Here is a 24,223-nt window from a genome sequence, read left to right as displayed (position 1 = left end):
ATCAGTTTTTCTTCTCTTATTCCCTTATATATCATGGAGTGTCAGCTATTTTGTTAAGAAAATATGAAGTATTTGGGCATTAATTTAACCCCTATAAACAAACATTTTTAATTCTTTTTCAACAAAATAGAACTATTCGGAGGAAAAGGAGAGGTTTGTGTGCAGGGACCTATAGCCATTTTTAGCGATAATGACAGGGCTATTGATTATCCCAATGTAATTTGTTTTTACCAATATATACAGTGCAAGGACACGGAGGCAGCTTCAGTCTACGAGAACGCATGTTGCTGCTTGATTGATTATAGGGAGCCGGGGGAGGCGGTGCGGAAAGCCAATCAGATCCGCAGCCAATTTCCGCAAATGCCATTGTTACTGGTGACGGATGTAACATTTCCGTTCAGTGATCAGCATATGGTGCAAATCACCGGAGTAGGCCGTTTGCGACTGCTATTTTGGCAAGCCAATGACACCGAAGAAATGCTTTCGGAAATACAAAGCTTGCTCTATCCCGAGTATTCGACCAAAAGCCAACATATTGCATTTATCTTGTCTGTATATAACGAAGAGCAACGTTTTGTTCATGTCAAAACCTTTGCTGAACGACTGCAAGCCTTTATCCGTAGCCATATTATTGAAGGTTCGATTTATCTCATTGATGATGGCAGCCACGATGGCACCCATGCCTTGATTAAAGCGCTGGAGGCAGCAACGGACTTATCCGTAAACCGGATTAATCAGAATCTTAGTCCGCTGCTTCAAACAAGGGAATTGGGACGCAATACACGTAAGGCAGGGACGTATCTGGAAGGGATGCGGACCATTGGTGCGGATTACTACGTATTTGTGGACGCGGACGACTCCTTTTTTATTGAGGATATTGCCAGAATGATTAATGTTGTTCAGCAGGGCTATTATGATGTCGTGATCGGAACCAAGGATATGACCGCCGAGAATCGGTCTTTATTGCGATCTGTTGTCAGCTTTGGTAAGCGGGTCATTTCCCGTCCTTTTTTACCCACAGGTGTGGTGGATTCCCAGACTGGGCTTAAAGTGATGAGTTCGGTTGCAGTGAAACGGATGTTTCCGCATTTAAAGGAACAGCTCGGATTGGCGCTGGATCTAGAAATGATGTTTATTGCCAAGCGACTCCAGCTTCGTGTGCTGCAATTACCCGTCAAATGTATTGACCGCGATGGATCGCACATCCATGTCTGGAAGGATTCCATTCGTTTTTTACGCTCTATCATTGATATTTGGCGACTGGATCGGCGGGTGAGATAACAACGTGAACAACCGATTGCGTTCGTTGATGTTTCCTCTCTTTAATGTGCTGCTTAACGGGTTTAATTTTTTCTTCCACATTGCAGCGAGCTGGTATCTTACCGGACAAGCCTATGGTCAAGCGAATGCGCTGCTGGCCCTCTTTGCACTGTTGTCCGTTTTGGGCTTATCCATCCAGCTATTGACCGCCAAGCTGGTATCCAAGGGTGGCAAGATGCTTGCGCTACGTAGCTTACCGCTCGGTTCTCTATTACTAAAAGCACCATTGGTGCTAACTGTGCTTGCCATGATCATTTTACTCATCATTCATCCGTTATTGCGCTCGCTTTTAGGCGTCGATTCCGCCCCGCTATTCATGCTGTATGGCTTGATCGGCCTACATATTTTGGTGAGTTCGTGCCGTGGAGATTTACAGGGTAGGGAACGCATGTTGGCGCTCAATGTGAACTATTACATTGAAGTAATAGGGAAGCTGAGCTTGTTTTTTGTTCTGGCTGCACTGGGGTTAAAGCTGGAAGCCCTACTATTGGCGAGCTGTGGGGGAATGTTGCTGTCGCTACTCCACGGCTGGATCGTTTCGGCTCGTGGCTTGTCCTTATTCACAACCAGTGGAGAACATATCCCTTCTGGGCTATGGCAGTCATTGGGTCAGGATTTCACCGATAGCCTTATGACGAATTTATTCATTTTGTTTTGTATCTCTATCGACATGTTGTATGTACAGCATTACTTTCCCGAGCAGGCCAGCAGCTATGCCATTGCGCTGAAGTACAGCCAGTTGGTCTATTACGTTTCGTATAGCCTGATTGCTGCCTTTATTCCAAAGCTCGGTGCGCAGGGGCATGACCGCCAAGCTTTGGGCAAGTTGATTGCCGTCTATGCCGGATTAATGGCTGTAGCTGCGATCTGTGTATATGTGGGCACGACCTTTGTGTTCCCATCCTCTATACCCATATTATTCGGAGCCTCTTACCAATCGGCCGAGGCCTATATTCCATGGGGGGGATGGGTGTACTGGTTATTTTCCATCGTGCTGTTTTTTGTGCATGTGCACGTATTGGTGGGCAGACGCAAATTTATGTTCAGTCTGATGGCAGGAGCCGCGGCTTTATTAGTAGCCTTTCATATTGCCCACACAGAGCCGGTAGATTTCTTGCTATCTGAGTTCATGGTTTACGGAGCTATGGCTCTCTACTTTGTGATAGACGCCTATGTGCATTTGTTCAAAATAAAGATAAAGGGGGATGTACCCCATGAATACCATACATGAACAGGACGGTAAAACCGTAGTTCTATTGCTGTCCTGGCGTGACATACGTTCACCTAAAAGCGGAGGAGCAGAAATTTTCACCCACGAAATGCTTAAACGCTCACAACAAGGCCGCTTCCAGTTCATTCATTTTTCACCCCAATTTGAGGGGATGCCTGAGCATGAAATTATCGACGGTATTACGTATATTCGAAAAGGAAACATATACAGTGTTATTTATTATGCGATGCGCTATTACCGTCGTCATCGAAGGAAGATCGACTATGTGATTAACCAGGCGAATACGCATCAATTCTTTACCCGATTTTGGGTGGAGGCATCCAAGCGGATTTTTTTCATACATCAGCTAACAAGGGAAATATGGTTTGAGAACGCCAAATTCCCGCTAAATGTTATTGGGTTTCATATGGAACCCTTGATGCTTAAGCTGGCTCGTAAGGATCGAACGCTTACGGTATCTCCGTCTACTCGGTATGATCTACTTAAGCTGGGCTTTCACCCGGATCGTGTTCATCTTTTACCGGAAGGCATTGAGTTTGATCATTGGCCGCGCGAACAATTTTTAACGAAGGAACCTAATCCGACCTTCATGTACGCTGGGCGCTTCGTCAAATATAAAGGCATTGATCTGGTCGTTGAGGCCTTTGGGCAGCTCAAGGAAAAGTTCCCTCAGGCTATGTTATGGATTGCCGGAAAAACCGATAAAACCTATGTGGCAGAACAATTGTTGCCGATTATGAAACGGTATGGATTAACATACGGAGAACCGGATGAACAGGGGCAATCGCAAGCTGATATTACCTTTTACGGATTTGTTTCAGCAGAGCATAAGCTGGAGCTGATGAGTCGTGCCCACGCGCTGGTGTTTCCTTCCTTGCGTGAAGGTTGGGGGTTGACAATTACCGAAGCGGCAGCGGTTGGAACGCCCAGCATTGTCAGCAATTCACCGGGTCTGGTGGATGCAACGGATTTTGGGAAGAGCGGATATCTATGCTTTCACGGCGACATCCGGGGATTATCTGAACAAATGGAAAGAGCAGCGAAGGGCGGCGAAGATTACATGGCCATCCGTGAGCGGGCGTATCAATATGCGTTAAGATTCCATTTTGATCATACGGCTGCTGCGTTTGAGCAGTTGATGGAAGATTGGATAGAGGAGGCGGAACAGAGTGGACAAAGTGGTCATTCTCTTCTCCACGTACAACAATGAACGGACGATAGAGCCTTGTTTGCGAAGCTGTATGGGGCAAAATTACAAGGATCTGCATATTGTAATTGCTGATGATGGCTCCAGTGACCGGACCGTCGAGACGATTCGTATGCTGTCGGCAGGGAGCGCAGTACCCGTAACGGTATTGGAGCTTCCCCATGGGGAGCGGGGAGTCGCTAGGGTTAGAGCGGTTGAGGAAGCGAAACGCTTGGGTGCCGAATACATATTTGTATTGGATTCCGATATGATTTTAGCCGAACATCTGATTCAGCAGAGCATCGACTTTTTTGATGATCATCAGGATATTGGCGCTTTGGTCGTTCCGGAGGAGGCGTATTCGGAAGCGGACAATTTTTTTTCCAAAGTGAAAGTTTTTGAGCGAAATGTGATTAATAACGCGGGTGAGACCTTGGGAAAACGCTCCATTGAAGCGGCACGCTTCTGGCGAATGAGCGCTTATGAATCGACGGGCGGGTTTAATGCGGAGCAGATTGCTTTTGAAGAAATACAGCCGACCTTACGTTATATAGAGTCTGGTGGAGTCATTCGCCGGGCGGTATTTACACGGGTATATCATGATGAAAAACAGGTCTATCTGCACGATGTATTACGTAAAAAAGCCTACTACTTTTCAGTGATGGATCGTACGATGTCATCTGAAGAGGGCGGATTACGAAAGGCACTGGAACGTTGGTATTTCTTCCGTCCGGTGCTGTATACGTGGGGGAATTTGAAAAACTATATCCGTCACCCGTTGCTGACGATGGGGATGTTGTGGATGTATGTATGCCTAACTGTGATTGGGGTAGCCGCCGTGTTAAAGGGCGGCACCCGTCACTCAGGCGATCTCGCTAAGGCGGATAAGGCGTAACGATGAATGTCCGAGGGTCAGCGTATCCAGCGTGTACAGGTCGGGATCGGAAGATTCCGACTCCTCATACGGTATGTATAATGAATGCGTGGTTAACTGAATACCTTCCCCGTCAGGATGACGTAGTGAGCGCCCAATAGGATACAGCTCAGCAAGTGCAATGTGTACAGCGGTTACGATATCTTGTTCATTCAGCAGCACATAGGGTCGGTACGGAGCATTCAAAATGCTGTCTATAAATACTGACAGGTCGGAAGCTACGTTCTGGTCTGCTGCATGCAGGCTGTTTCGATTGAGTTTGGCTTGATCAAGCGCCTCATACAGTATTTTTTTTAGCGTATCATCATCCAGCTCCAGCGGTTTCGTCAAAAAACGGAACACACCGACTTGATTAATCGCCGATAAAATGGACTGCGTATGCAGGTGACCAGACAAAATGATTCGTACGATATGTGGATAATCTTTCTTAATCATGCGAAGGAAGGTAATCCCATCCAGACCAGGCATGAGCAGATCGGAAACGACCACATCAATCGGGTGCTGTTCCAGCACTTGTAAGGCTTCTTTGGGCGTGTGAGCGGTATGTAAGGTGAATGCTTCTTGCGTCAGGGTCCGTTCAAGCAGGGACAGAACCATAGGGCTGTCGTCAACAAATAGAATGTTTTGGGGTGTCATAAGAACTGCGCAACTCCAATCAGGAAGTAAGAAATGAGGAACTACATGTATAATATCAGCGTTTTGGCATTTTTGAAAGATGTCAATACAGAACGGGCGTTGCGTCTTTTTTGTGAACGATTTGATTCGGCTGAGCATGCCCTCTGGGAAAAAGGTATGCGTCTCCTTCATCAGTATCATGCTGCACGGCATACAGGGGTGACCCTGGTTGTCTCCAGCGCACTTCAGCATATGGACGATCGTCATGATATTTACGTTGTTGATCTGCGAGAATACGGCGAGGAAGAGTTGGATCGCTTATATATCGCAAAAACATGCGAGTTGATCCTACTGACGGACGGGGCAACGGAAACCGCTGCGAGGTTTGCTGCCCTCCAGCGCCGCACTCCCCGGTTGCTGTGCGCACGGCTACCGCTGGTCAGCTACGAGCTGGAATGCCTGATGCAGGCTATTTTGAGCCGTCGTGAACAAAATGGAGGGGACAGGGAAGCATGAAACAATGGGCTTTGTTGAAACCAGGTTGGCAAAAGCTGATCCTGTACCTGATCGTACTGGGTGTGACCGTGTTTTTGGCCGCTGTGCTTCAATGGTTTGTCGTGCGACAATTCAGTGTTCACTTGGCGGAGATTCAGAACGAACAGCTCCAGTATGAGGTACAGGAACTTTCTAGCAGCATAACCGAGCGTTATGCCGCATGGCAGGCTGAATTGAAGGAGCTGTCGTCCAGTCTGGGCAGAGATATGCTGAATCAGGGAACACGCCAGTATCCTGAGGGGTTTAAGCGTGAAAGCGGGGCCTTTTATGTGCTGGATGAACAGTATCATGTGATGGTCGGACGAGATAATCGTGAGATGAAAAGTGCGGTCCAGCAGATTAAGTGGCTGCAAAATGGTTGTGCAGTAAGCTCTTTTGTGACAGAGGATCATCAGCCTGCCCAGTATATCGCATGCAGGATTCAAGGAGCGCAGATGGGCGGTTTTATGGTGCGCAAGGTTGACGCTGATATGCTCAGCGGAATTATTAAAAGTAAACCGGTTAACCAGTATGAGACTTTATTTTATAACGGTCAATTTAAAGTTGTAGCTTCCCGAAGTAATCCGGATATTAACCGAACGGACATCACGGGCGTCACCCGTAGGCTGCTGGAGGGCAATACAGGTGTCATTGAAGATGACGGTGAAAAATACGGGATAGGATTTAGCCGCATTGGGGAAGAAGCCCTTTACATATCGGTTAAGGATGTCAGCGAGGATACAGCACAGCGAATCAGCTCCTTCGGCAAACAGTTGTGGATGGTCATGGTTCTAATATTGTTCATTCTGTGGGCCATGCTCGTACAGTTCCGCAAAAGGATTGTGAAGGATGCCATCGTGAACAACCAGGTGCGTGATCAACGGCGAGATGAAGATATGCGACAGCAGCAGGACACGTATTATTTGCCGTTAATGCAGACGATTGAGCAGCAGCTACAAGAGCTGCAAGAGCAGACTGGCCGTCTCACAGGCGGTGATGATTTGAAGCTGCTGGGATTCTATCATGATCTAGCAAACCGCTTTGAAGCGGCATCCAGTCAGGGAAAAGGAGCCTCTCATGAGGAACTGGAGTATTTTCGCGAGTTGAATGAAAATTTTATCCAGGGTCGTCTCAGACAGGAATCCTCACTGGGAGAGTTACTGACGGGAGTTCGTAGCTTGCGCGATGAGCTGGAAGAGAAGATGCATGATAATAGTGGAATTAGCTTTACAGATATGAATGAAGTATTGTCTGAGTCGCTGAAATGGGCGAACCGTTCATTGAACATAAAGAACATTCAAGTGATCTTGCGGCAAGAGCCTGTTCCATCGATTGCAGTACAAGCACCCATGCTGTACAAAACGATTCAGGGACTGCTGGAAAATGCAGTTCAGGCCATGGGCCAAGGCGGAGAATTGCCTGAGGATCAGGAACAGGGCCGAACAGGTCTGCGGTCCAAGCGGAAATCTCAAGTGCTTAAGGTTAGTTCACGGCTGGAAGAAGGAGAAATTGTTATTATCATTGAGGACACAGGCGGCGGGATTGATGATAAAATGCGTTGGAGCTATTTCCAGCCAGACTATTCCCAAAACTCGCAGGAGCATGCGTTCAGCCTGTACCATATGGATGCATACCTGAAGACCATAGGCGGCCGTTTAAAGCTGCGTAATACCGATCAGGGCTTGCAGGCAATCGTTCGTTTGAGAAGATAGGCCCAAGATAACCGACGGATATACGAGAAGTTCAAGAGAGGGGGACAAGCATGAAAAAATGGGTATTTCGCTATCGTTACGATATGGCGGCAATGATGTTGATGCTGATTGCGATTGTTGCATATCTTGCACCCATCTATGGACCAGGGCAAATTGTGTTTAGCGACATTGCTTTTGGAGCCACCTCTCATCGGTATCTGGAGGAAATAACCGGGGTATGGAACGAGCGATGGTCTACCTCGACCTTGTTCAATGCTCCACGTATCCTGTACATCTTGCCCTTCTATGGACTGTCACTCTTATTTGACGAAAGCGGACCGGTCTTGCTCAAGTCGTTTATTACAGGCTTGTTATTTGTTTCGGCATTTTCGATGTATGCCTTTGCCAAACGATTGGTTAGCGTGTATTATTCACCAAGCTTTACGAAGACCCGTATTTTTGCCATCATGGTCGGCTCGTTGTTTTATGCGTTGAATCCGTGGGTTATTTTCCGCATTCAGCATATTTATTTGCTCTGTGGATATAGTTTATTTCCGTTAATGCTGCGATTCTTTTTCAGTGCGGTGGACCCCAAGTTTCAAATTCAACAAATTAAAAACTATCATCCCCACAAGTTGTATCAGCGGAACTGGATCGACCTGTTTCTGTTGGCTGCGGTATTCACCGTTAGTGCTGCGGCAATTCACTATTTTTTCTTCGGCATGATTTATTTGGGCTTGTTCACCATGTTGCTATTGATCAAGCTGACCTGGACCCACCGTAAGGCTGGTCGCACCTATTTGCAGCCGTTATACGACAATTTTTTGCGTAAAGGGATCATTTTTGGCATGTTTTTCGGTCTGCTCAGTTTTTATTGGTTGTCTCTATATGTCGGTAGCATGTTGATGGACGCTCAAGCGTCTCAGCATAATATCAATGTCGTGGATACGTTGTCTCTGTTCAGCCGCAACAGCAGTTTAAATAATGTGGGTTATTTACTGAGCTATTGGTGGCCCATGTTTTCCTTGTCCTCACTGCCTGTCATGTTTTATGTAGGAGGGGGATTTTTGTTGCTATTGATCGGGTATGCGATGGTGACACGTTCACATAAAAATCCGATCATTCTGATCTTCTCGCTACTTACGCTGCTGTTTCTGGTTGCAGCTACCGGGACGACGTTCCCATCGATTGCCAAGTGGTTTGTCATTCTGGTTACGAAAACCCCTGTGATTGGTTCGGTTTTCCGTGATCCTAACAAATTTATTGGACTGATTGCCCTTAATTTCGGGGTGTTGCTGACCTTTGGTGTCATTCAATTTATGGAATGGTTCGGATCATCGCCGCTACAGCGTGTATATAAAAAGCTGGCGGTCGTTATCGTCGTCCTGTGTCTGGGGGTATATTTTGCTCCCTTGCGCACTCAGTTCATTGAGGGGTACTACAAGCCAGTACAAGTGCCGGAGGCTTATGGTCAAATGGCTGAAAAGCTGACTGATCCGGATCGTTTCGATAGCAAGGCATTATACTTTCCGATTGCTGACAATATGATTCAGAGCTATAACGGAGTAGCCACGCCCAAATGGAATAAAGGGAAGACCGCAAACGAAAAGGCAACCGGAGATTTTCAGGTATACTCTTCTCCTAAAAATACGATCTTTCATCATGAGGGCAATGATCCCGGTATTACATACTATATGAATTTTCTACAGTATGTCATGGACAACGGATTAAGCTCCCGATTAGGTTGGCTGTTCTCTACCTTTGGTGTTAACCAGTTGGTCTACCATGATGAATATGTGGGACAGGAGAAGCGTCAGGATTTCCACCTCTCTCAGCTGGAAGGTCAGACCGGGCTGAAACGTACGTACCAGAACGGGCTATTTTCCATATTCAATCTCGACCAGACACCGCCCTATATGAACATCCTTGCGAGTAAAATTGTAACACCTTACGGTTTTAGCCGACTAGAGAGCTACAGTCATCTGCCTGGTTTTGATTTTAGCCGCTTTGGAGTGCTGTTCAGTGCGTTAAAGCCTGAGCTAAAAACCATCCAGACGATTAACAAAGGGGATTATGTGGAAGCGGCGTCCTTTAATGACTTGCTATTGTCACAGCTTCCAGCAGAGGATTACTTACGGCCTTTTGATGCTATTGAGGATGGTAATGCCTTTTTAAAATGGTCCAAAACCTTTGCCTCGACCAACGATTGGTTGTGGTATTTATCCTCCCAAAATATACGGAACTTTCCGTTCGATATGGAAATGGATGCAGGGATTGCGGTCACCTTTGCCAGTAAGAAGCTGGATGTGGCCCCGTATCAGATGAGCAGCATCGAAGGGAAGACGGTTGTGGACTTTGATTCCATGTTGCGGACCGAAACCTTCTTCAAGCCGGATAACCCGCAGTTGTTCAGTGTGCAGGCTAATCCCCGTGAGGAATTGAATGATGTGCCAACTCTGCATGGTGAAATTATGAAGGGAGACCCGAGTAATATATGGCAGGTCGCTCGATCAGGTTTGCTGGAAGCCAAGGAAAATAATCCGTATCAGTTCCAAATTACCGTTTCCGGTCGTGGGACGAACAAAATGCATGTGAAAATGAGATTTTACGATAAGAAAATGCGTGAACTGGGGGTTAGCTATGTCGTGGCGCCTTCGGAGGGATATAATTTTGACAGTGTGAAATTTTACGGGGAATACGTGTCGCCGCCCGGCAGCTATTGGATGCGAATGGATTTGTTAACCCTGCAGCGCCCACAGCAAAAAAATTACTGGTGGATTCATGATATCCAGCTACGTGATTTGGGGCAATACAGTAAGCCTAACACGTTTACGATGCACAAAAAACTGGATCAACCTCAAACCTCGCATGTATATGCCAGAGTGTTTATGAATAAGGCAGGCGGGAAATTACAAGTCACGCTACCGGACAAAGTGGTTAGTATCAAGACCCAGGATAATGGTTTAAACCAATTTCAATGGGTCGATCTGGGGGAACATGTTTTTCCAAAAGGAGATACTCCAGTCACGGTTAATAACCTGCAAGGTTTTAATGCGGTCAATCAATTTGCGATTGTGCCTGTGGATCAGCTAGATCAGTTATCTTTTCCAGTGGAGCAGGCATTGAAGCGGGGCAAGCTCTTTTTCACCTTGGAGGCAGAGAACGATTTTAACGCCCAAGGGAATGTGCAGACGGAGCGTGCTTTGCCAAGACTTAGTATGGGGCGAGGGATCAGCTATCAGAAGGGGACGTTAAGCAGGGATGTGGAAGTCGCCAAAACGGGAACCTATGCCACAGCTATTTTGGCTAATCTACCTGCAGGATACCATGGGTCATTAACGATGAAGTGGGTGAATGAAGAGACGGGAGAGGTGCTGACCAGAACGATTCGTACGGAAGAGTCGTATAAGCGGTTACCCGCTACCTCTTTATCTGAAAAGCAGGTTATTGAAACGGTGCCCGATCAGGATGGTTTTGCCAAGAAAATCATACAAATTCCCGGTCTGCTGAACGACTATGGCCGAATAGAATTCAAAAATCTGTTCCTAACCAAGGGAAAGTATCACTTAACCCTTGTGCTGGACAGCCAAGTACCGTCATTGAGCCGTTTTGGAGATATTCATCGAATGGGCGGGCAGGAAGTGACGGTAATGCCTGGGGAGAACACGAAGGAGTCATTAGACACGGATGTCGGATGTGTAGCGGATATACGACCTGGCCAGACGAACCTGTCATTTATGGACGAAGGACTCTCTATCCGTTACGCACCTAGCTATTCCTGTGACTGGAATATATATGCGTCCAAGAAAATGAAGGCCGAGCCGCTGCAAGAGTATGCCGTGCAGTTGGATGCGCGATCAGCACAAGTTGGAAGTCGGCACATGAAGGTCATATTTTTGAATAAAGCGTCCCAGGTTCTCCAAACCTCCTATATTGATGAGGTGGAGGAGAGAGATAAGGAACAATGGAATCATTATGATCAAATTGTGAAGGCACCGGCAGGAACCGCCATGATGCAGTTTCAAATTTTAGCGCATGCGCACAAGAAGCAGTCAGGCTTATTTCAAATGAAGGAATATTCCATTATCCCTTATCAAGCCATGATTACAGTGGATCAATTTACGTTGTTTGAGGGAACGGATATGGATACCTTTTTTATGGCACCACATGCTTCGGAAAGCATTCAGGCTACTCGTGAGAATTCCATGGAACGCAGTTTTACGCTATATAATCCGACGCATCAGCAGGTGCTGATCCGGGAGACCGAATCACCCAATCCACTATGGGAGTTCAGGCTGGGTGGCGAAAATCAGCGAGCCCGTCTGTCTGTGAATGGAGTAACTACCGGATTTATTACCAATGGTAACGGGAACGGGAAAGTCGTCGTTATTCTGGCTTCCGCCTACCGTTTCGGATGGGGACTGTTCCTCATAGGGATACTGGGTGGAGCAGCTTGTTTTCTTCCTTATCGGCGATGGAAGAAGCGAAACCTTCCATAAAAAGCAAGCTGCTCAGTGGGGAAATGGGTAGCCATGATACGGCTACATCTCATATTTGTAGCCTCTGCCCCAGACGGTACGGATGTGCTGAGGATTTTTAGGGTCACGTTCTATTTTTTTGCGGAGGCTGGAAATATGTACGTCGATAGTGCGATCCAGATAAGCGCCATCTCCGCCTTTGATCCGATCCATCAGCTCACTGCGGGTAAAGACTTTACCTGGATTGCAGGACATTTCTTTTATAATAGAAAATTCGATTTGAGTGACTTCTATTTCTTGGTCATCGACTAACAGACAATGACGGTAATCATTCACCCATACCCTTACCTTTTTATTCTTTTGAGTTACCGTTTGCGATTCAGTGAGCATGTTGCGGCCGCAGCGGCGCAGCAGGGCTTTGATGCGGGCATTTAACTCTATCAGACTGAACGGCTTGCATAAGAAGTCATCTGCTCCGTCATCCAGAGCTTTTATTCTTATATTCAGCACGGTGTTATTAGAGATGACCAGCATAGGGACTGTGGTAAATTGACGGATTTGGCTGATCAGCGCACATTCGACTTTACCGGAAAACATTAGAGCGGTCACAATAATATCCGGCTTAAAACGCATGAGTGTAGGAATTGCAAGTTTAGAGTCATAAATAAGCTCGGTATGATAGCCTTCCTCCTGAAGGTGAAGAGCAATCATATCTGCCAAACCTTTTTGATTTTCAATGATGAGTATTTTTATGGGCATGACTGACATCTCCTGTACAGACAAAGATACAATAGCATTGCATAATCATGTATTTGCCACGATAATACATACTTATGTATTCGGCAGAAATGCGAAAAATGAACAGTCTTATAATGTAAGAAAAATATTAATTTACAGGAAGAAGGTTGCATCTTTGCGAATGATTTTATTATCTGGAGGTTCGGGTAAACGTCTGTGGCCCTTATCCAATGTGAACCGTCCCAAGCAGTTTCTTTCCATACTACGTCACGACGAACGGCCCGAAAGTATGCTGCAACGAATATGGAGGCAATTAGATGAGGCGAATTTGGCAGATGAGGCCTATTTTTCGACGAGTGGAACTCAGGCCGAGCTGATTCGAGGACAAATTGGCGGAGATGCTGTAGTGATTGAGGAGCCGACTCAGCGAGATACTTTCCCGGCCATTTCCCTGGCTACGGCCTACTTGCATGACGTTGCAGGCGCATCACTCGACGAGATCGTAGGGGTCATGCCTGTGGACGGGTATACGGGAGATGAATTTTTTGAGCATCTGCGCAGGCTTCCTTCCATATTAGAGCAATCAGGAAGCCATATCGCATTAATGGGGGCTGCTCCGACGGAACCCTCTGATAAATACGGATATATTGTGCCTTCAGCCTCTCCTTCACTTGACCAGCCATATTATAGGGTTAGTTCATTTGTAGAAAAGCCGGATCTGATTCGTTCAGAAGCGTTGATCCGTGAAGGGGCCTTATGGAATTGCGGGGTGTTTGCTTTTAGACTGGGCTTTTTATTGGATATTCTGAAGCAAATGGGTATACCAGCCGACTATGAATCTCTTTCGACAAATTATGCAGACTTGCCTAAAACTAGCTTCGATATCGCGGTAGTAGAGCATACTCATAAGCTCTCTGTGCTTCCATATCATGGAGAGTGGAGAGACTTGGGCACATGGGATTCGTTGGTGAGAGAAGTAAGCTCGAAGCTGAGTGGTCCAGGATATATTTCAGAAGCTTCACATGACTCGCATATCATCAATGAACTGGAGATTCCGGTCAGTATCTGGAATGTCCCGGACATTATCGTCGTTGCCGGGCCGGATGGCGTGCTGGTTACGGATCGGCAGTCATCCACAGGAATTAAGGATATGGTGGCGGAAATTGAAATCGGACCACGTTTTGAGGAGCGCTTCTGGGGAAAGCAAACGGTGTTATCCCATCAAGCGGCAGCAAGTGGATTGCAGACAGTGACCAAACGCGTGGTCATTTCAAACGGGAGATTTATCAGCTATCATGAGCATCAGTTTCGTAAAGAAGTTTGGACTATAGTTTCTGGAACCGGGAGTGTCTCTATCAATGGCGTGATACAGACAGTCAGCCCCGGTGAGGTCATCGTCATTGAACCCGGTACAAAGCATTTTATAGGGGCAGTAGAAGGAGATTTAGAATTCATTGAGTCACAAATCGGACATATCGTATCCGAAACGGATATTATCCGTTATGAATTTCCTGATTCGATTGACGACCATACTCATGAAGTGTCTACAATATAGGGACTGATAGATACGAACGAGGTTTATCAGAAGGCAGTGAAGAGTAGTAGGAACTATTTTTATGGGTATTCGGATTTTATGGCGGAGAAGGGTTTATAGCTGGCCCTTCTCCAATTTCTCGATCAAGGTGGAAAAATCGATTCCCAGCAAGATTATTTCTTCTGGCTTACGAACAACTTCAATAGGTGGCATATTAAACATCGGGAAGTTTTCCTCCCGTAGATCGTAGCTATCAAACCGCCTCTGGTACTTAGGCTTACGTTGCTTTTTAAGTCCCTCTGTAAAGAGTATTTTGGCTCGTAGGGCTTCAAAAGAGTATCCCCTGCTTAAACGATTAATGACTCGAATAAGGCTGTTTAGAGACTCCGTATAAGCGTTTGTAATGCGATGGTCGAAGTAGGCGGATATTTCCTCTTCCCAGTTCTTCATAGCCTTTGTAAGTGGTTCAAAAGCGGATTGCAGTTCAGTTGGTATTTTAGCTTTCCATTCGTTGTATTTAAGGAATGCCGTCTGTCTGCTATCACATTCCCAAATATCGAAATATGATTCCTTTAAGTCATAAGCAGTGCCGAGAGAAGGATGATTCTTTGTCCAAAGGTCAAGCGTAATTTTATCCATCTCTGTAAGCGCTTTATGGCGTTTTAGGAGGATAAAACGGTCGTGCCTCAGCCCGCGGCGTTCTTTTGGCGATAATCCTTCTCGGAGCTGCTTACGAATGGTTTCTAACGCTTGGTTTGCCATACGGAGAACATGAAACTTATCGACGATGATAAGAGCTTTTGGCAAGATAGCCCTCACGGCGTCCTTATATGGTTGCCACATATCCATTGTGACGTATCGTATTTGTCCTCTATTTGGAAGGCGTGAGAGGCAGTCTATAACGGTTTCCTTGTTACGATTGGGCAAAACGTCTAACAACGTATGTTCCTCAATATTGGTTAAAACGCATCTTGGCTTAATAATGTGTATTTCGTCAATCCCAAGCCAATTAGGAGTTTCAAAACGAAGCGTTACTTTAAGACGATTGAGGTAATCACGAAAGATGTTACGTATCGTTTTTTCATGCAATCCAACATCCTCGGATATGCTGACAAACGTGCGTTTAAGGCTTTGCTTCTCTATATAAGACAATAATCGTTTGGTACAGTTTCGCTTTTCGTCTATGGTGTGATCTAAGTGTTCCCAAAAGGTTCGATTGCAATCTTTACAGCGATACCTCTGACGCTTTATAAGAAGGCCTGCACGCTTGCCATGAATGGGCAAGTCCATATAAACTTGTTCCCTGCTGTCGTGTTTGTAGAGGTTGGCTATGCATCCGCAATGAGGGCAAGCCAAAGGTGGAGAGTTCGTCACCACTTGTATTAGAAAATCAAATTCATTTTCACTAATACTTAATATGTTGAAGTTTGGAAGATTTAAAATATCCATATGAATTTCTTCTATGCATTTATGATGCAAACTCCTTCTTTGTTTTCGCGTGACTGGTCAAAATACCGCTGAATATAAAAGATAACAACGAACCGGCAAAGCATATAGCCGCAAACATGCCTACGGCGGAAAAACCGTTAAAAGTCGCGTAAATCAGGCCTGCGATCCAAGAACCGAGCGTTGTCGCAGCGTACATGTTTGAATTGGCCAAGCTGGAGATCGTGCCGCGGATGGTCGGATTTAGTGAATTCAGCATTCCCAATATTAGGGGAAAAGAGATCCCCATGTTAACGAATATGAAAAAGTAAACACTTTCGAAAGCCGCAACCGACGGCAAGAGAGGCAACACAATAAAACATATGATAGAGACAAGAAAGCCTACAACCAGCGTATTGAAACGGTTTAACGTTTTGATCACATAGGCACCGCCAAAGCTCCCGACTATATTCCCAAGACCTAGAAAAAACATTACGTATCCCGTTTGATCAATTGAAAGGTGAAAGCGATCCGTCACCCATTTTCCAATGAAAGAAAAGGCAGCAAAGAATCCACATTGAAATAAGAAATGAGCGAGGAAAGCCTTTCTTGCCATTCGGCTATTCAATAGTGGGATGTATCTACTGAAAATCGGAGTCCTGGTTTTTTGGCCTTGATTTGGTTTCATTTCGGGCAAAGCATAGAAGATGAATACTGCTACCAATAATGCACATGCACCGATTGTAAAAAAAGGATAATACCAATGGGTTGAGGCAAGCAGACTTCCAATAGGGATACCGAACGCTTGGGAAGCAGCCAAGCCTGCCATGACGAATCCTGATACTTTGGCGATTTTTGACGTTGGAAACAGAGTAGGGATCGATGCCCAGACTTGAGGCGCCGTAAATGCTGCGCTGACTCCGGCTAAAAAACGGAAGAAGAACATCGACCAAAAACCTGTGGCAAAGCCGCATAACATGGTTGAAACAGAGAAGCAGATCATGCCGGAAAGCATTACTTTTTTGCGATCCCATCCATCGGAAAGCGGTCCAGCAATCAGTGCAAAAATGGCATAACCTAAAGCATAAGACCCTACCATCCAACCGGAATATTCAGTTGGGATATGAAACAAGCTCTGAAGAGTGGGGATGAGCGGAGATATCAAAAACGTATCCGTACCGATAACAAACATGATGAGGAAAAATAAAGCAGTTAATTTGATCATTTTATTCACCCTTTTTAGTTAGTTCTATAGTTCAAAGATTATTGAACTAATGAATAAAAAAAGAATTTCTTTCTACAATGTATCCAGAAATCCAGGTAAGTAAGTTTGAAATGTCTCCAAATCGATGCTCATATACTTCGTTTGAGCTTCTTTTCGTACCTTGATCAATTTCGCCTCCTTTAAAGCACGCAAGTGATACGAAGTATTCGATTTCGTAGTATCGCGAATGTGTCCTACTTCTCCACAATTCATTTCCTTCTTGCTGGCGTATAGAGCTCGTATGATGTCCAATCTTGTTTCATCAGCTAACGCCTTAAATATTTTGACTCTGAGCTCATCATTTATTATGTTTTGAGTAGTCATAAAACCATTGTACTAAGATATCGCTACAAATCAAGTCTTTAGAAAAATACCACCATATTCTCCGATTTTTAAGTGAAATGTTTTGATTTTGTCTCCACCATAAAATCCGAATGCCCCTTTTTTATTAGAGCTTGGAAGACCTGTGCATTCCTAAAAAGGTATTCATGCGTTATACGAATGAATACCTTTTTTTTGCATAAACAGTTCTCTGTGTTTGTAATGAATTGAATAGAAAAGAGACTTATAAAATAATAATTTTCTTGGAAGTCAGCCACTCTTTTACAGCATCCGTACTGAGGTCTCTTTTGGGCGTCCATTCTATTTTATCAACCAGCTTGCCGTTTCTGAATTCTGCAATAGTGGGGGTGTATTTAACGTTGTAATCCTCTTTGAATTTATTCCATTGAGGCTTGTCCTTATGGATTTTGTGAACGTTCAAAAAAGTAATTTTAGAGCCTAGATTATACTGTTCGATCATCTTGTTAAAGTTAGGCTCAAACCGATTGCAGTCTCCACAACTGGGTCTGCCGACATAGACAAACACACTTTGATCCTGCTGAATCAAACGCTTAAAACCATCTAGTGTAACCGCATTCAAGTGGTCATATATTTCGGGATAATTGCTTTTGCTTGCTTGGATCTCTTTATCTTTCTGCTGAACAACCTGCTCCAGATCTTGAAATTTAACTACAGCTGAAATAGCGATACCAATGAGAAGCAATACAATGACACTTAACCCGGCGATATATCCTTTTTTCACAGAAACCCTCCTTTTTTTACAATCTCAAACTTACAATAAATGATTTTTTCGTTTTTCACTGTAACACTTGTCTCATTATGTATAAAAAAGAAGCTTTCCCGTAGGGAAAGCTTCTTTAGTCAGCATTTTGCATAATTCGATTCCCAACGCTTGTAAGTACAGTATATAGACGAATTAAAGCATTTCGATCTATATACTGCTGATTTGAAAACGCTCCTGGGATTTATGCAAAATGCCCTAGTCTGATAATTAAATGTTAGACCACAACAGTCAACAAGTAATCCTCACGCTTCACTTCAGTTTCCATTGTGTTCAATACGTCCAGGTATTGAGCGGAATTTGTTACGATAATCGGCGTAGTCGTTGTATAGCCTGCCGCCTTAATTTGTTCGATATCAAATTCGAGCAACAATTGCCCTTGCTTCACTACATCACCCTCTTTGACGCGCTTGTCAAAGAATTGTCCTTTCAGCTTCACTGTATTCACACCAACGTGAATCAGAATTTCTGCTCCGTCATTGGAAGTAATACCGATGGCATGTCCGGTTGGGAATACGGTCGTAATCGTTCCATTGACAGGAGATGTCAGCACACCCTCTGTAGGATCAATAAGGATTCCTTTCCCCATAGCACCTGAAGCAAAAGCAACATCAGAAGATTGTTCCAAAGGCAATACTTTACCTTGCAGTGGGCTTACGAGAATTTCTTTCTCGATTGTCACTTCTTTCTTTATAGGCGCAGCTTCTGTTTTTGCAGTTTCTTCTTTTGGATCATCAAAGCCCAAAATCATAACCAACACAACTGCGAGTACAAAGGCAACGAGCAAACCGATGACTACCCACAAGAATCCAGCTCCAAAATAAGTTGGCAGCGCCAGTAAACTAGGCAGGGAGAAGGATTTTGCAGTCGCTCCGCCAGAAGCGATAATAGCGCCCCCAATACCACCGGATATGCAAGCATAAATGAAAGGTTTTTTCAATTTCAAAGTTACACCATAAATCGTTGGTTCTGTAATCCCGAATACAGCTGCCAGTGTAGAGGAACCCGCCAAAGCCTTCATTTGAGTATTTCGTGATTTCAGGAATACCCCCAGTGTTGCACCGGCTTGAGAAAGTACGGCTGCTGTAAGCATTGGAAGCATCGTGTCATAACCCAATGTTTGAATATTGGACAGCATAATAGGAACGAAGCCCCAATGTACACCGAAAATAACAAACACTTGCCAGAACGCTCCAGCAACAGCACCGGCGATCAATGGGCTTAAATTGTATACCCATGTAAAACCGTTCGCCAAGCCCTGACTGATCAGGTTACCAACTGGACCAAAGGCCAAAAACGTCAACGGAACAACAACTAGCAGTGATAGCATAGGGACGATAATGTTTTTAACCGATTGATGAACAAAGGAATTAAACCAACGTTCCACATAGGACTGTACCCATACCGCGAGAATAATTGGGATTACGCTGGAACTGTATTTTATCAGAATGATTGGAATCCCGAGAAAAGCCAGTTTTGCCGGATGATCCACCGCTGCAATAACATCCGGGTACACGAGTGCTCCAGCAACTGCGACCGATACAAAGGCATTTGTCTTAAATTTACGGGACGAAGTAATAGCCAGGAATATAGGCAAGAAATAAAATACGCTGTCCGAAGCGGCGTTCAAAATGAGATACGTACCGCTTGTAGTATCAATCCAATGAAGCGACGCAATTAAGGCCATAATCCCTTTGAGCAAACCTGCTCCGGCAAGAGCACCCAAGAGAGGTGAGAAAATGCTGGAAATGATATCGACCGCTTTGCCGAGAACATTTGTTTTTTTGGAAGATTCTTCCTTTTTGGCATTAGGATTGTCTGCATCCTGCAAATTCGTTTCTGCCATCATATGCTCAAATACTTGACCTACATTGTTGCCGATGACCACTTGGAACTGGCCGCTGCTTTCCACCACTGTAATGACACCAGGTGTTGCTTCCAGTGCAGCTTTGTCTGCTTTTGTGCGATCTTTTAATTTAAATCTCAAGCGTGTAGCGCAATGGAATACGGAATTGACATTCTCTTCGCCGCCAACGAGAGTCACTATTTTTTTAGATAGTTCTTTATCACTCATATTTAGAACTCCTTATGGGTTATTCTTGCTACTGATAGGGTTTACCGTTTACATTTGTTGCTAAGATGCGCCGGCATGCATCTTTTTAACCTTGTAAACAAGAAAAACCTAAACTCGTGGTGAAAACTGCGCACTCTTCCTATAAGGGAACGTCGATTTCACCATCAGTTTAGGTTTTGCCTGCCTTACCAGTCACAATCCATGAACGATGAGGGGTATGAAGTTGTTAGTCTTATATGTTATTACGCTCAGTTACCCGATGAATATGGATAGTTAGATATACGTATTCATCCTTGCTTAAATATTGATCGTATGTTTTTTCCAGATACTCATTGATCTTTTGGGCGCAAGCAAAAGCTTCGGTATACGTCTGCTTCACCTGGTTGTACAAGAATTCTTCACCACTGTGAATGACTTCTTTACGAATCACTCGCATCGCAAAATATTGCAAATGTGTCAAAAATCTCGAATAGCTAAAAGAAGACTCATCTAGCACAATCCCGTAATGGTACGTAATAATGTTCAATATATGTTGGACAATCTCAGTCATTTTCAGTGTAGATTTCATTTCGTTACCGTCAATCCGTGCATTCACCATATGCAATGCAATAAATCCCGCTTCATCTTCGCCCAATTTTACTCCGAGCGTATTTTCAATTTTTTGGAGAGCATCCAGTCCAACTGCAAATTCTTTTTTGTAAAAGCGTTTAATTTCATACAGCATCGCGTTTTGGAGTGCCAGTCCTTTTTCTTGCCGTTGTATGGCAAAATGAATATGGTCGGTCAACGTTAAATAAATATTATCGCTTAACTCCGTATCCAACACTTCTGTTGCATGGGTTACGATTTCATTCACGACCTCCAGATGAGATACAGGAATATCGTTCAGCAGCTCGGTTAGTTTGGCCGTGAACTCGTTTTCATTTAACATGAAAATCTTATCTATTTTATCATCATCGACTTGATCGCCAGCCACCTTTTTGAAGGAAATACCTCTTCCCATCACGATGACCTCTTTGCCTTTATCGTTTTTAGTCAATAGGACGTTGTTATTGAGCACCTTCTCAATAATCATTGAAGTTCCCCCTCCCATCCTTTACCAATAAAAAATGCCTAAGCACAATTCAATACTATTGTTAGCAATAGTACTCAATTGAACTCAGGCATTGCCCGCATCACCGGTCACAATCCTTCGATATAGTGCTATTGTAGCACAAAAAAAAGCGATTTCAACATTTTTTATTCTGTTTCGACAAAAAACATTTTATATCAAGACCCTTTTGCCTAATTTGCAAGTAAAGCGTTACCTTATGTGGTCGTACGTTCAATGAGGCTGTACTCTAGCGAATGAAGCTCCATTTGGCGTCCAATCAGCTGGGGGGAAAGCATGAAAAAAGCATTTTGTGCTTGAGCCATGATGGGATTTTGAATCGTTGTAATCCCCAACGTATGCGACAGCTCCGTGTTATCAAACCCAACAATCGCCAGATCTCCCGGTACGTTCAGCCGTTGTCTGCGTGCTTCGCAGAGAATGCCCACAGCTACATAATCGTTAGCACATAAAATAGCCTCTGGGAATTCCCCCCGATGCTGTAACAAATCCCGTACGACCTGTTCGCCATCACGGATATTATAAATTGAAGAGTGATTCCAGTGTTGCAACACTGGCAGATTGTGCTCACTCATGATCTGTTCATAGGCTCGTTGTCTGCTATGGGTATTGATGCTGCTCGGACGGCCAAAAGCATTGGCTATACGAGTATAGCCTTTTTGTATCAAATGCTTTAGTGCTAGCATGTAACCTTCATATTGATCCATTGCCACGGAGCGAATATCGGTATGCTCCATTCGTTGCCAGGCCACGATTGGGCCATATTTACAATAGGTACTCAAAAAATCAGTGTCATTCACGCAGGAAATGATGACCAGCGCGTCGACTCTTTTTCTTTTTAAATCTTCAAAAGCTTGAAGCTCTTTCTTTTTGTCTTCTCCCGAAGTATAAATAATGGTCTGGAATTCATATTGTCCGGCGATTTCTACAAAGCTGTCCAGAAAAGCAAGAACAATTTCATTAATCGTTGAAGTGATGATACCAATCTGAAGCGTCTGACCCTTGGATAGGGAAATGGCATTCCGATTAGGAACATAATCTAATTCCTGCATGATTTTCAAAATCTTAGCTCTTGTTTCATGACTGACATGGGGGGACTGATTTAATACTCTGGATACCGTAGCCTTGGAAAAGCCCGCCAGTTTTGCAATTTGATCAAGATTCGACATGGAGCTTCTCCTCACATAAGAAAAAAATACTTGACATGAAACGCGTTACAACAATTAGGATGCTTATGAGGGCATTACGTCTATTTTAAAGCATCTGTCAATGCATTTCAAAGGAGAACGGTTACCGTTAGGTATGGATTCACATTTGCAGCATTTGATGGGATTACTTAGGCCAAAGTAAAAATCTTATATACGGAAAGAGGTCTTTATACCATGACGAAGATGCTAAAAGGATTTCCGAAAAACTTCTTGTGGGGCGGGGCAACTGCAGCCAACCAATTGGAAGGTGCTTTTGACGTAGATGGAAAAGGCTTGTCCAGCGCAGACATGATTGCTTATGTACCCAAAGCGGAACGTAAGAACGATCACGCTATAGAGATTTCGTCCGAGCGACTCGAAGACATTTTGGCAGGCAAAGTCAATGCCCGTTTCCCAAAACGTGAAGGTGTGGACTTTTACCACCACTACAAAGAAGATATTGCATTGTTCGCTGAAATGGGCTTTAAAGTATTTCGTATGTCCATCCACTGGTCGCGGATTTTCCCGAATGGCTATGATCACGAGCCGAATGAAGCAGGATTGCAATTCTACGACAATGTATTTGATGAGCTGCGCAAATATAATATTGAGCCCTTGGTAACATTGTCACATTATGAAACACCGCTAGGTCTGACTCAGAAGTATAATGGCTGGCTGGGTCGTGAAGTCATACAGCATTACGTCAATTATGCCGAAACGGTGTTTACACGCTATAAGGATAAAGTAAAATACTGGCTGACCTTTAATGAAATCAATGTAATGACCATGAGTCCGTTCACCGGTGGCGGTGTGGTTATTGACCGTGTAGAAAACAAACAACAAGCGATATATCAAGCATTGCATCATCAATTTGTAGCTAGTGCACTGGCAACCAAACGGGGACATGAGATCATCCCGGGTGCTCAGATCGGCTGTATGTTGGCACGTATAGAAAGCTATCCACATACGTGTAACCCAGCGGATATACTGAAAGCCCAGCATGAAAATCAGATGAACCTATTCTTTACGGATGTGCATGCCCGTGGGGAATATTCCAACTATATGAATCGTTATTTTGAAGAAAATAATATTGTGATCCAGACAGAACCCGGCGATGCCGAAATTTTGAAAAATAATACGGTTGATTTTATCTCATTTAGCTACTACATGACCTTGACCGTATCGGCAGGTCCAGAAGGCGAGAAAGCAGCAGGAAACCTGATTGGTGGCGTGAAAAATCCGTATCTGCAGTCCTCCGACTGGGGATGGCAGATCGATCCGATCGGCCTGCGTGTTACACTGAATACGTTTTATGATCGCTATCAAAAGCCGCTGTTCATCGTGGAAAATGGCTTGGGTGCATATGATAAGGTGGAGGAAGATGGCTCTGTGCATGACACATATCGCATTGATTACTTGCGTCAGCATATTGCCCAAATGAAGGAAGCGATTGCCGACGGTGTTGATCTGATTGGTTACACCAGCTGGGGCCCTATCGACCTTGTGAGCATGTCTACTTCCGAAATGTCCAAGCGCTACGGATTTATTTACGTTGATCTGGATGATGACGGTAACGGAACGCTCAAACGCTCCAAAAAAGACTCTTTTAATTGGTATAAAAATGTGATAGCAACCAACGGTGAAGAATTGTAATTCCATATCATCTCGGGCGGGTATAGCAGAGGACATCCTAAGGATGCGATCTGCTGTACCCGCTTTTTTGATAGACATAATAATATTTCAGAGGGCTTCACAAACTTTTCACTTGTAATAAGCTG

At 44.5% G+C, this 24,223-nt stretch carries 18 protein-coding genes; 9 read left to right on the top strand and 9 right to left on the bottom strand.

The features are described from left to right. The first annotated feature begins 159 nt into the window (after positions 1-159). From MLD56_RS19845 to MLD56_RS19830, 4 genes are read left to right on the top strand one after another with little or no spacing between them, the layout of a single operon-like run. Entirely contained in the window at positions 160-1,281 is a 1,122-nt protein-coding gene (locus MLD56_RS19845; RefSeq protein WP_029518373.1) for a glycosyltransferase, read from the top strand. Between the two features lie 4 nt (positions 1,282-1,285). Next, positions 1,286-2,551, top strand: coding sequence for a polysaccharide biosynthesis protein (locus MLD56_RS19840; RefSeq protein WP_029518374.1), 1,266 nt, complete (start codon positions 1,286-1,288; stop codon positions 2,549-2,551). Further along, entirely contained in the window at positions 2,535-3,761 is a 1,227-nt protein-coding gene (locus tag MLD56_RS19835) for a glycosyltransferase family 4 protein (RefSeq protein WP_029518375.1), read from the top strand. Before MLD56_RS19840 ends, MLD56_RS19835 begins: the two co-directional genes overlap by 17 nt. Further along, the gene (locus MLD56_RS19830) at positions 3,721-4,632 is read left to right on the top strand and encodes a glycosyltransferase family 2 protein (protein ID WP_029518376.1); all 912 of its coding nucleotides are present in this window, start codon (positions 3,721-3,723) and stop codon (positions 4,630-4,632) included. The genes MLD56_RS19835 and MLD56_RS19830 overlap by 41 nt, the downstream gene beginning before the upstream one ends. Here the strand turns inward: MLD56_RS19830 and MLD56_RS19825 are convergent. Then, positions 4,600-5,307 (bottom strand): response regulator, encoded by a 708-nt coding sequence (locus MLD56_RS19825; RefSeq protein ID WP_029518377.1) that lies wholly within the window; start codon positions 5,305-5,307, stop codon positions 4,600-4,602. The two genes, MLD56_RS19830 and MLD56_RS19825, sit on opposite strands and share 33 nt — an antisense overlap. A 45-nt stretch (positions 5,308-5,352) precedes the next feature. On the opposite strand from MLD56_RS19825, the gene MLD56_RS19820 reads away from it, so the two are divergent. From MLD56_RS19820 to MLD56_RS19810, 3 genes are read left to right on the top strand one after another with little or no spacing between them, the layout of a single operon-like run. Continuing rightward, a complete protein-coding gene (locus MLD56_RS19820) occupies positions 5,353-5,802 on the top strand; it encodes a hypothetical protein (protein WP_029518378.1) in 450 nt (149 codons plus the stop codon). After that, a complete protein-coding gene (locus MLD56_RS19815) occupies positions 5,799-7,532 on the top strand; it encodes an ATP-binding protein (protein ID WP_029518379.1) in 1,734 nt (577 codons plus the stop codon). Before MLD56_RS19820 ends, MLD56_RS19815 begins: the two co-directional genes overlap by 4 nt. 50 nt (positions 7,533-7,582) lie before the next feature. Next, positions 7,583-12,010: a polysaccharide biosynthesis protein gene (locus MLD56_RS19810; RefSeq protein ID WP_029518380.1), complete on the top strand. Its 4,428-nt coding sequence runs from the start codon at positions 7,583-7,585 to the stop codon at positions 12,008-12,010. A gap of 42 nt (positions 12,011-12,052) precedes the next feature. On the opposite strand, the gene MLD56_RS19805 is transcribed toward MLD56_RS19810, so the two are convergent. Next, positions 12,053-12,748: a response regulator transcription factor gene (locus MLD56_RS19805; RefSeq protein ID WP_069011053.1), complete on the bottom strand. Its 696-nt coding sequence runs from the start codon at positions 12,746-12,748 to the stop codon at positions 12,053-12,055. Between the two features lie 160 nt (positions 12,749-12,908). On the opposite strand from MLD56_RS19805, the gene MLD56_RS19800 reads away from it, so the two are divergent. Then, positions 12,909-14,282 (top strand): sugar phosphate nucleotidyltransferase, encoded by a 1,374-nt coding sequence (locus MLD56_RS19800; protein ID WP_049817031.1) that lies wholly within the window; start codon positions 12,909-12,911, stop codon positions 14,280-14,282. Positions 14,283-14,375: 93 nt separating this feature from the next. On the opposite strand, the gene MLD56_RS19795 is transcribed toward MLD56_RS19800, so the two are convergent. The 7 genes from MLD56_RS19795 to MLD56_RS19765 all read right to left on the bottom strand — a co-directional run bounded on the left by MLD56_RS19795 (position 14,376) and on the right by MLD56_RS19765 (position 22,427). After that, positions 14,376-15,710, bottom strand: coding sequence for an ISL3 family transposase (locus tag MLD56_RS19795; RefSeq protein WP_241113415.1), 1,335 nt, complete (start codon positions 15,708-15,710; stop codon positions 14,376-14,378). Positions 15,711-15,729: 19 nt separating this feature from the next. Further along, on the bottom strand, positions 15,730-16,911 hold the full coding sequence (locus MLD56_RS19790) for an MFS transporter (RefSeq protein ID WP_029518384.1): 1,182 nt from the start codon (positions 16,909-16,911) through the stop codon (positions 15,730-15,732). Between the two features lie 72 nt (positions 16,912-16,983). Beyond that, a complete protein-coding gene (locus MLD56_RS19785) occupies positions 16,984-17,274 on the bottom strand; it encodes an ArsR/SmtB family transcription factor (protein ID WP_049817030.1) in 291 nt (96 codons plus the stop codon). 241 nt (positions 17,275-17,515) lie between these two features. Then, positions 17,516-18,034 (bottom strand): thioredoxin family protein, encoded by a 519-nt coding sequence (locus MLD56_RS19780; RefSeq protein ID WP_029518385.1) that lies wholly within the window; start codon positions 18,032-18,034, stop codon positions 17,516-17,518. A 256-nt stretch (positions 18,035-18,290) separates the two neighbouring features. Continuing rightward, positions 18,291-20,147 (bottom strand): beta-glucoside-specific PTS transporter subunit IIABC, encoded by a 1,857-nt coding sequence (locus MLD56_RS19775; protein WP_241113414.1) that lies wholly within the window; start codon positions 20,145-20,147, stop codon positions 18,291-18,293. Between the two features lie 232 nt (positions 20,148-20,379). Further along, positions 20,380-21,222 carry a BglG family transcription antiterminator LicT gene (licT, locus tag MLD56_RS19770; protein WP_023990001.1) on the bottom strand — a complete coding sequence of 281 codons (843 nt, stop codon included), beginning with the start codon at positions 21,220-21,222 and terminating at the stop codon, positions 20,380-20,382. Between the two features lie 233 nt (positions 21,223-21,455). Then, positions 21,456-22,427: a LacI family DNA-binding transcriptional regulator gene (locus MLD56_RS19765; protein ID WP_029518387.1), complete on the bottom strand. Its 972-nt coding sequence runs from the start codon at positions 22,425-22,427 to the stop codon at positions 21,456-21,458. Between the two features lie 213 nt (positions 22,428-22,640). On the opposite strand from MLD56_RS19765, the gene MLD56_RS19760 reads away from it, so the two are divergent. After that, a complete protein-coding gene (locus tag MLD56_RS19760) occupies positions 22,641-24,098 on the top strand; it encodes a glycoside hydrolase family 1 protein (protein WP_029518388.1) in 1,458 nt (485 codons plus the stop codon). Positions 24,099-24,223 lie beyond the last annotated feature (125 nt).

It is taken from the genome of Paenibacillus peoriae (assembly GCF_022531965.1).
GTDB lineage: Bacteria > Bacillota > Bacilli > Paenibacillales > Paenibacillaceae > Paenibacillus > Paenibacillus polymyxa_D.
This window is presented reverse-complemented; position numbering and strand designations above follow the sequence as displayed.

Coding starts and splice junctions, on each gene's coding strand:
- MLD56_RS19760 (WP_029518388.1), top strand. CDS start 22,641: ATGACGAAGATGCTAAAAGGATTTCCGAAAAACTTCTTGTGGGGCGGG.
- MLD56_RS19765 (WP_029518387.1), bottom strand. CDS start 22,427: ATGTCGAATCTTGATCAAATTGCAAAACTGGCGGGCTTTTCCAAGGCT.
- MLD56_RS19825 (WP_029518377.1), bottom strand. CDS start 5,307: ATGACACCCCAAAACATTCTATTTGTTGACGACAGCCCTATGGTTCTG.
- MLD56_RS19800 (WP_049817031.1), top strand. CDS start 12,909: ATGATTTTATTATCTGGAGGTTCGGGTAAACGTCTGTGGCCCTTATCC.
- MLD56_RS19815 (WP_029518379.1), top strand. CDS start 5,799: ATGAAACAATGGGCTTTGTTGAAACCAGGTTGGCAAAAGCTGATCCTG.
- MLD56_RS19820 (WP_029518378.1), top strand. CDS start 5,353: ATGTATAATATCAGCGTTTTGGCATTTTTGAAAGATGTCAATACAGAA.
- MLD56_RS19805 (WP_069011053.1), bottom strand. CDS start 12,748: ATGCCCATAAAAATACTCATCATTGAAAATCAAAAAGGTTTGGCAGAT.
- MLD56_RS19810 (WP_029518380.1), top strand. CDS start 7,583: ATGAAAAAATGGGTATTTCGCTATCGTTACGATATGGCGGCAATGATG.
- MLD56_RS19785 (WP_049817030.1), bottom strand. CDS start 17,274: ATGACTACTCAAAACATAATAAATGATGAGCTCAGAGTCAAAATATTT.
- MLD56_RS19790 (WP_029518384.1), bottom strand. CDS start 16,911: ATGATCAAATTAACTGCTTTATTTTTCCTCATCATGTTTGTTATCGGT.
- MLD56_RS19835 (WP_029518375.1), top strand. CDS start 2,535: ATGAATACCATACATGAACAGGACGGTAAAACCGTAGTTCTATTGCTG.
- licT (WP_023990001.1), bottom strand. CDS start 21,222: ATGATTATTGAGAAGGTGCTCAATAACAACGTCCTATTGACTAAAAAC.
- MLD56_RS19795 (WP_241113415.1), bottom strand. CDS start 15,710: ATGGATATTTTAAATCTTCCAAACTTCAACATATTAAGTATTAGTGAA.
- MLD56_RS19775 (WP_241113414.1), bottom strand. CDS start 20,147: ATGAGTGATAAAGAACTATCTAAAAAAATAGTGACTCTCGTTGGCGGC.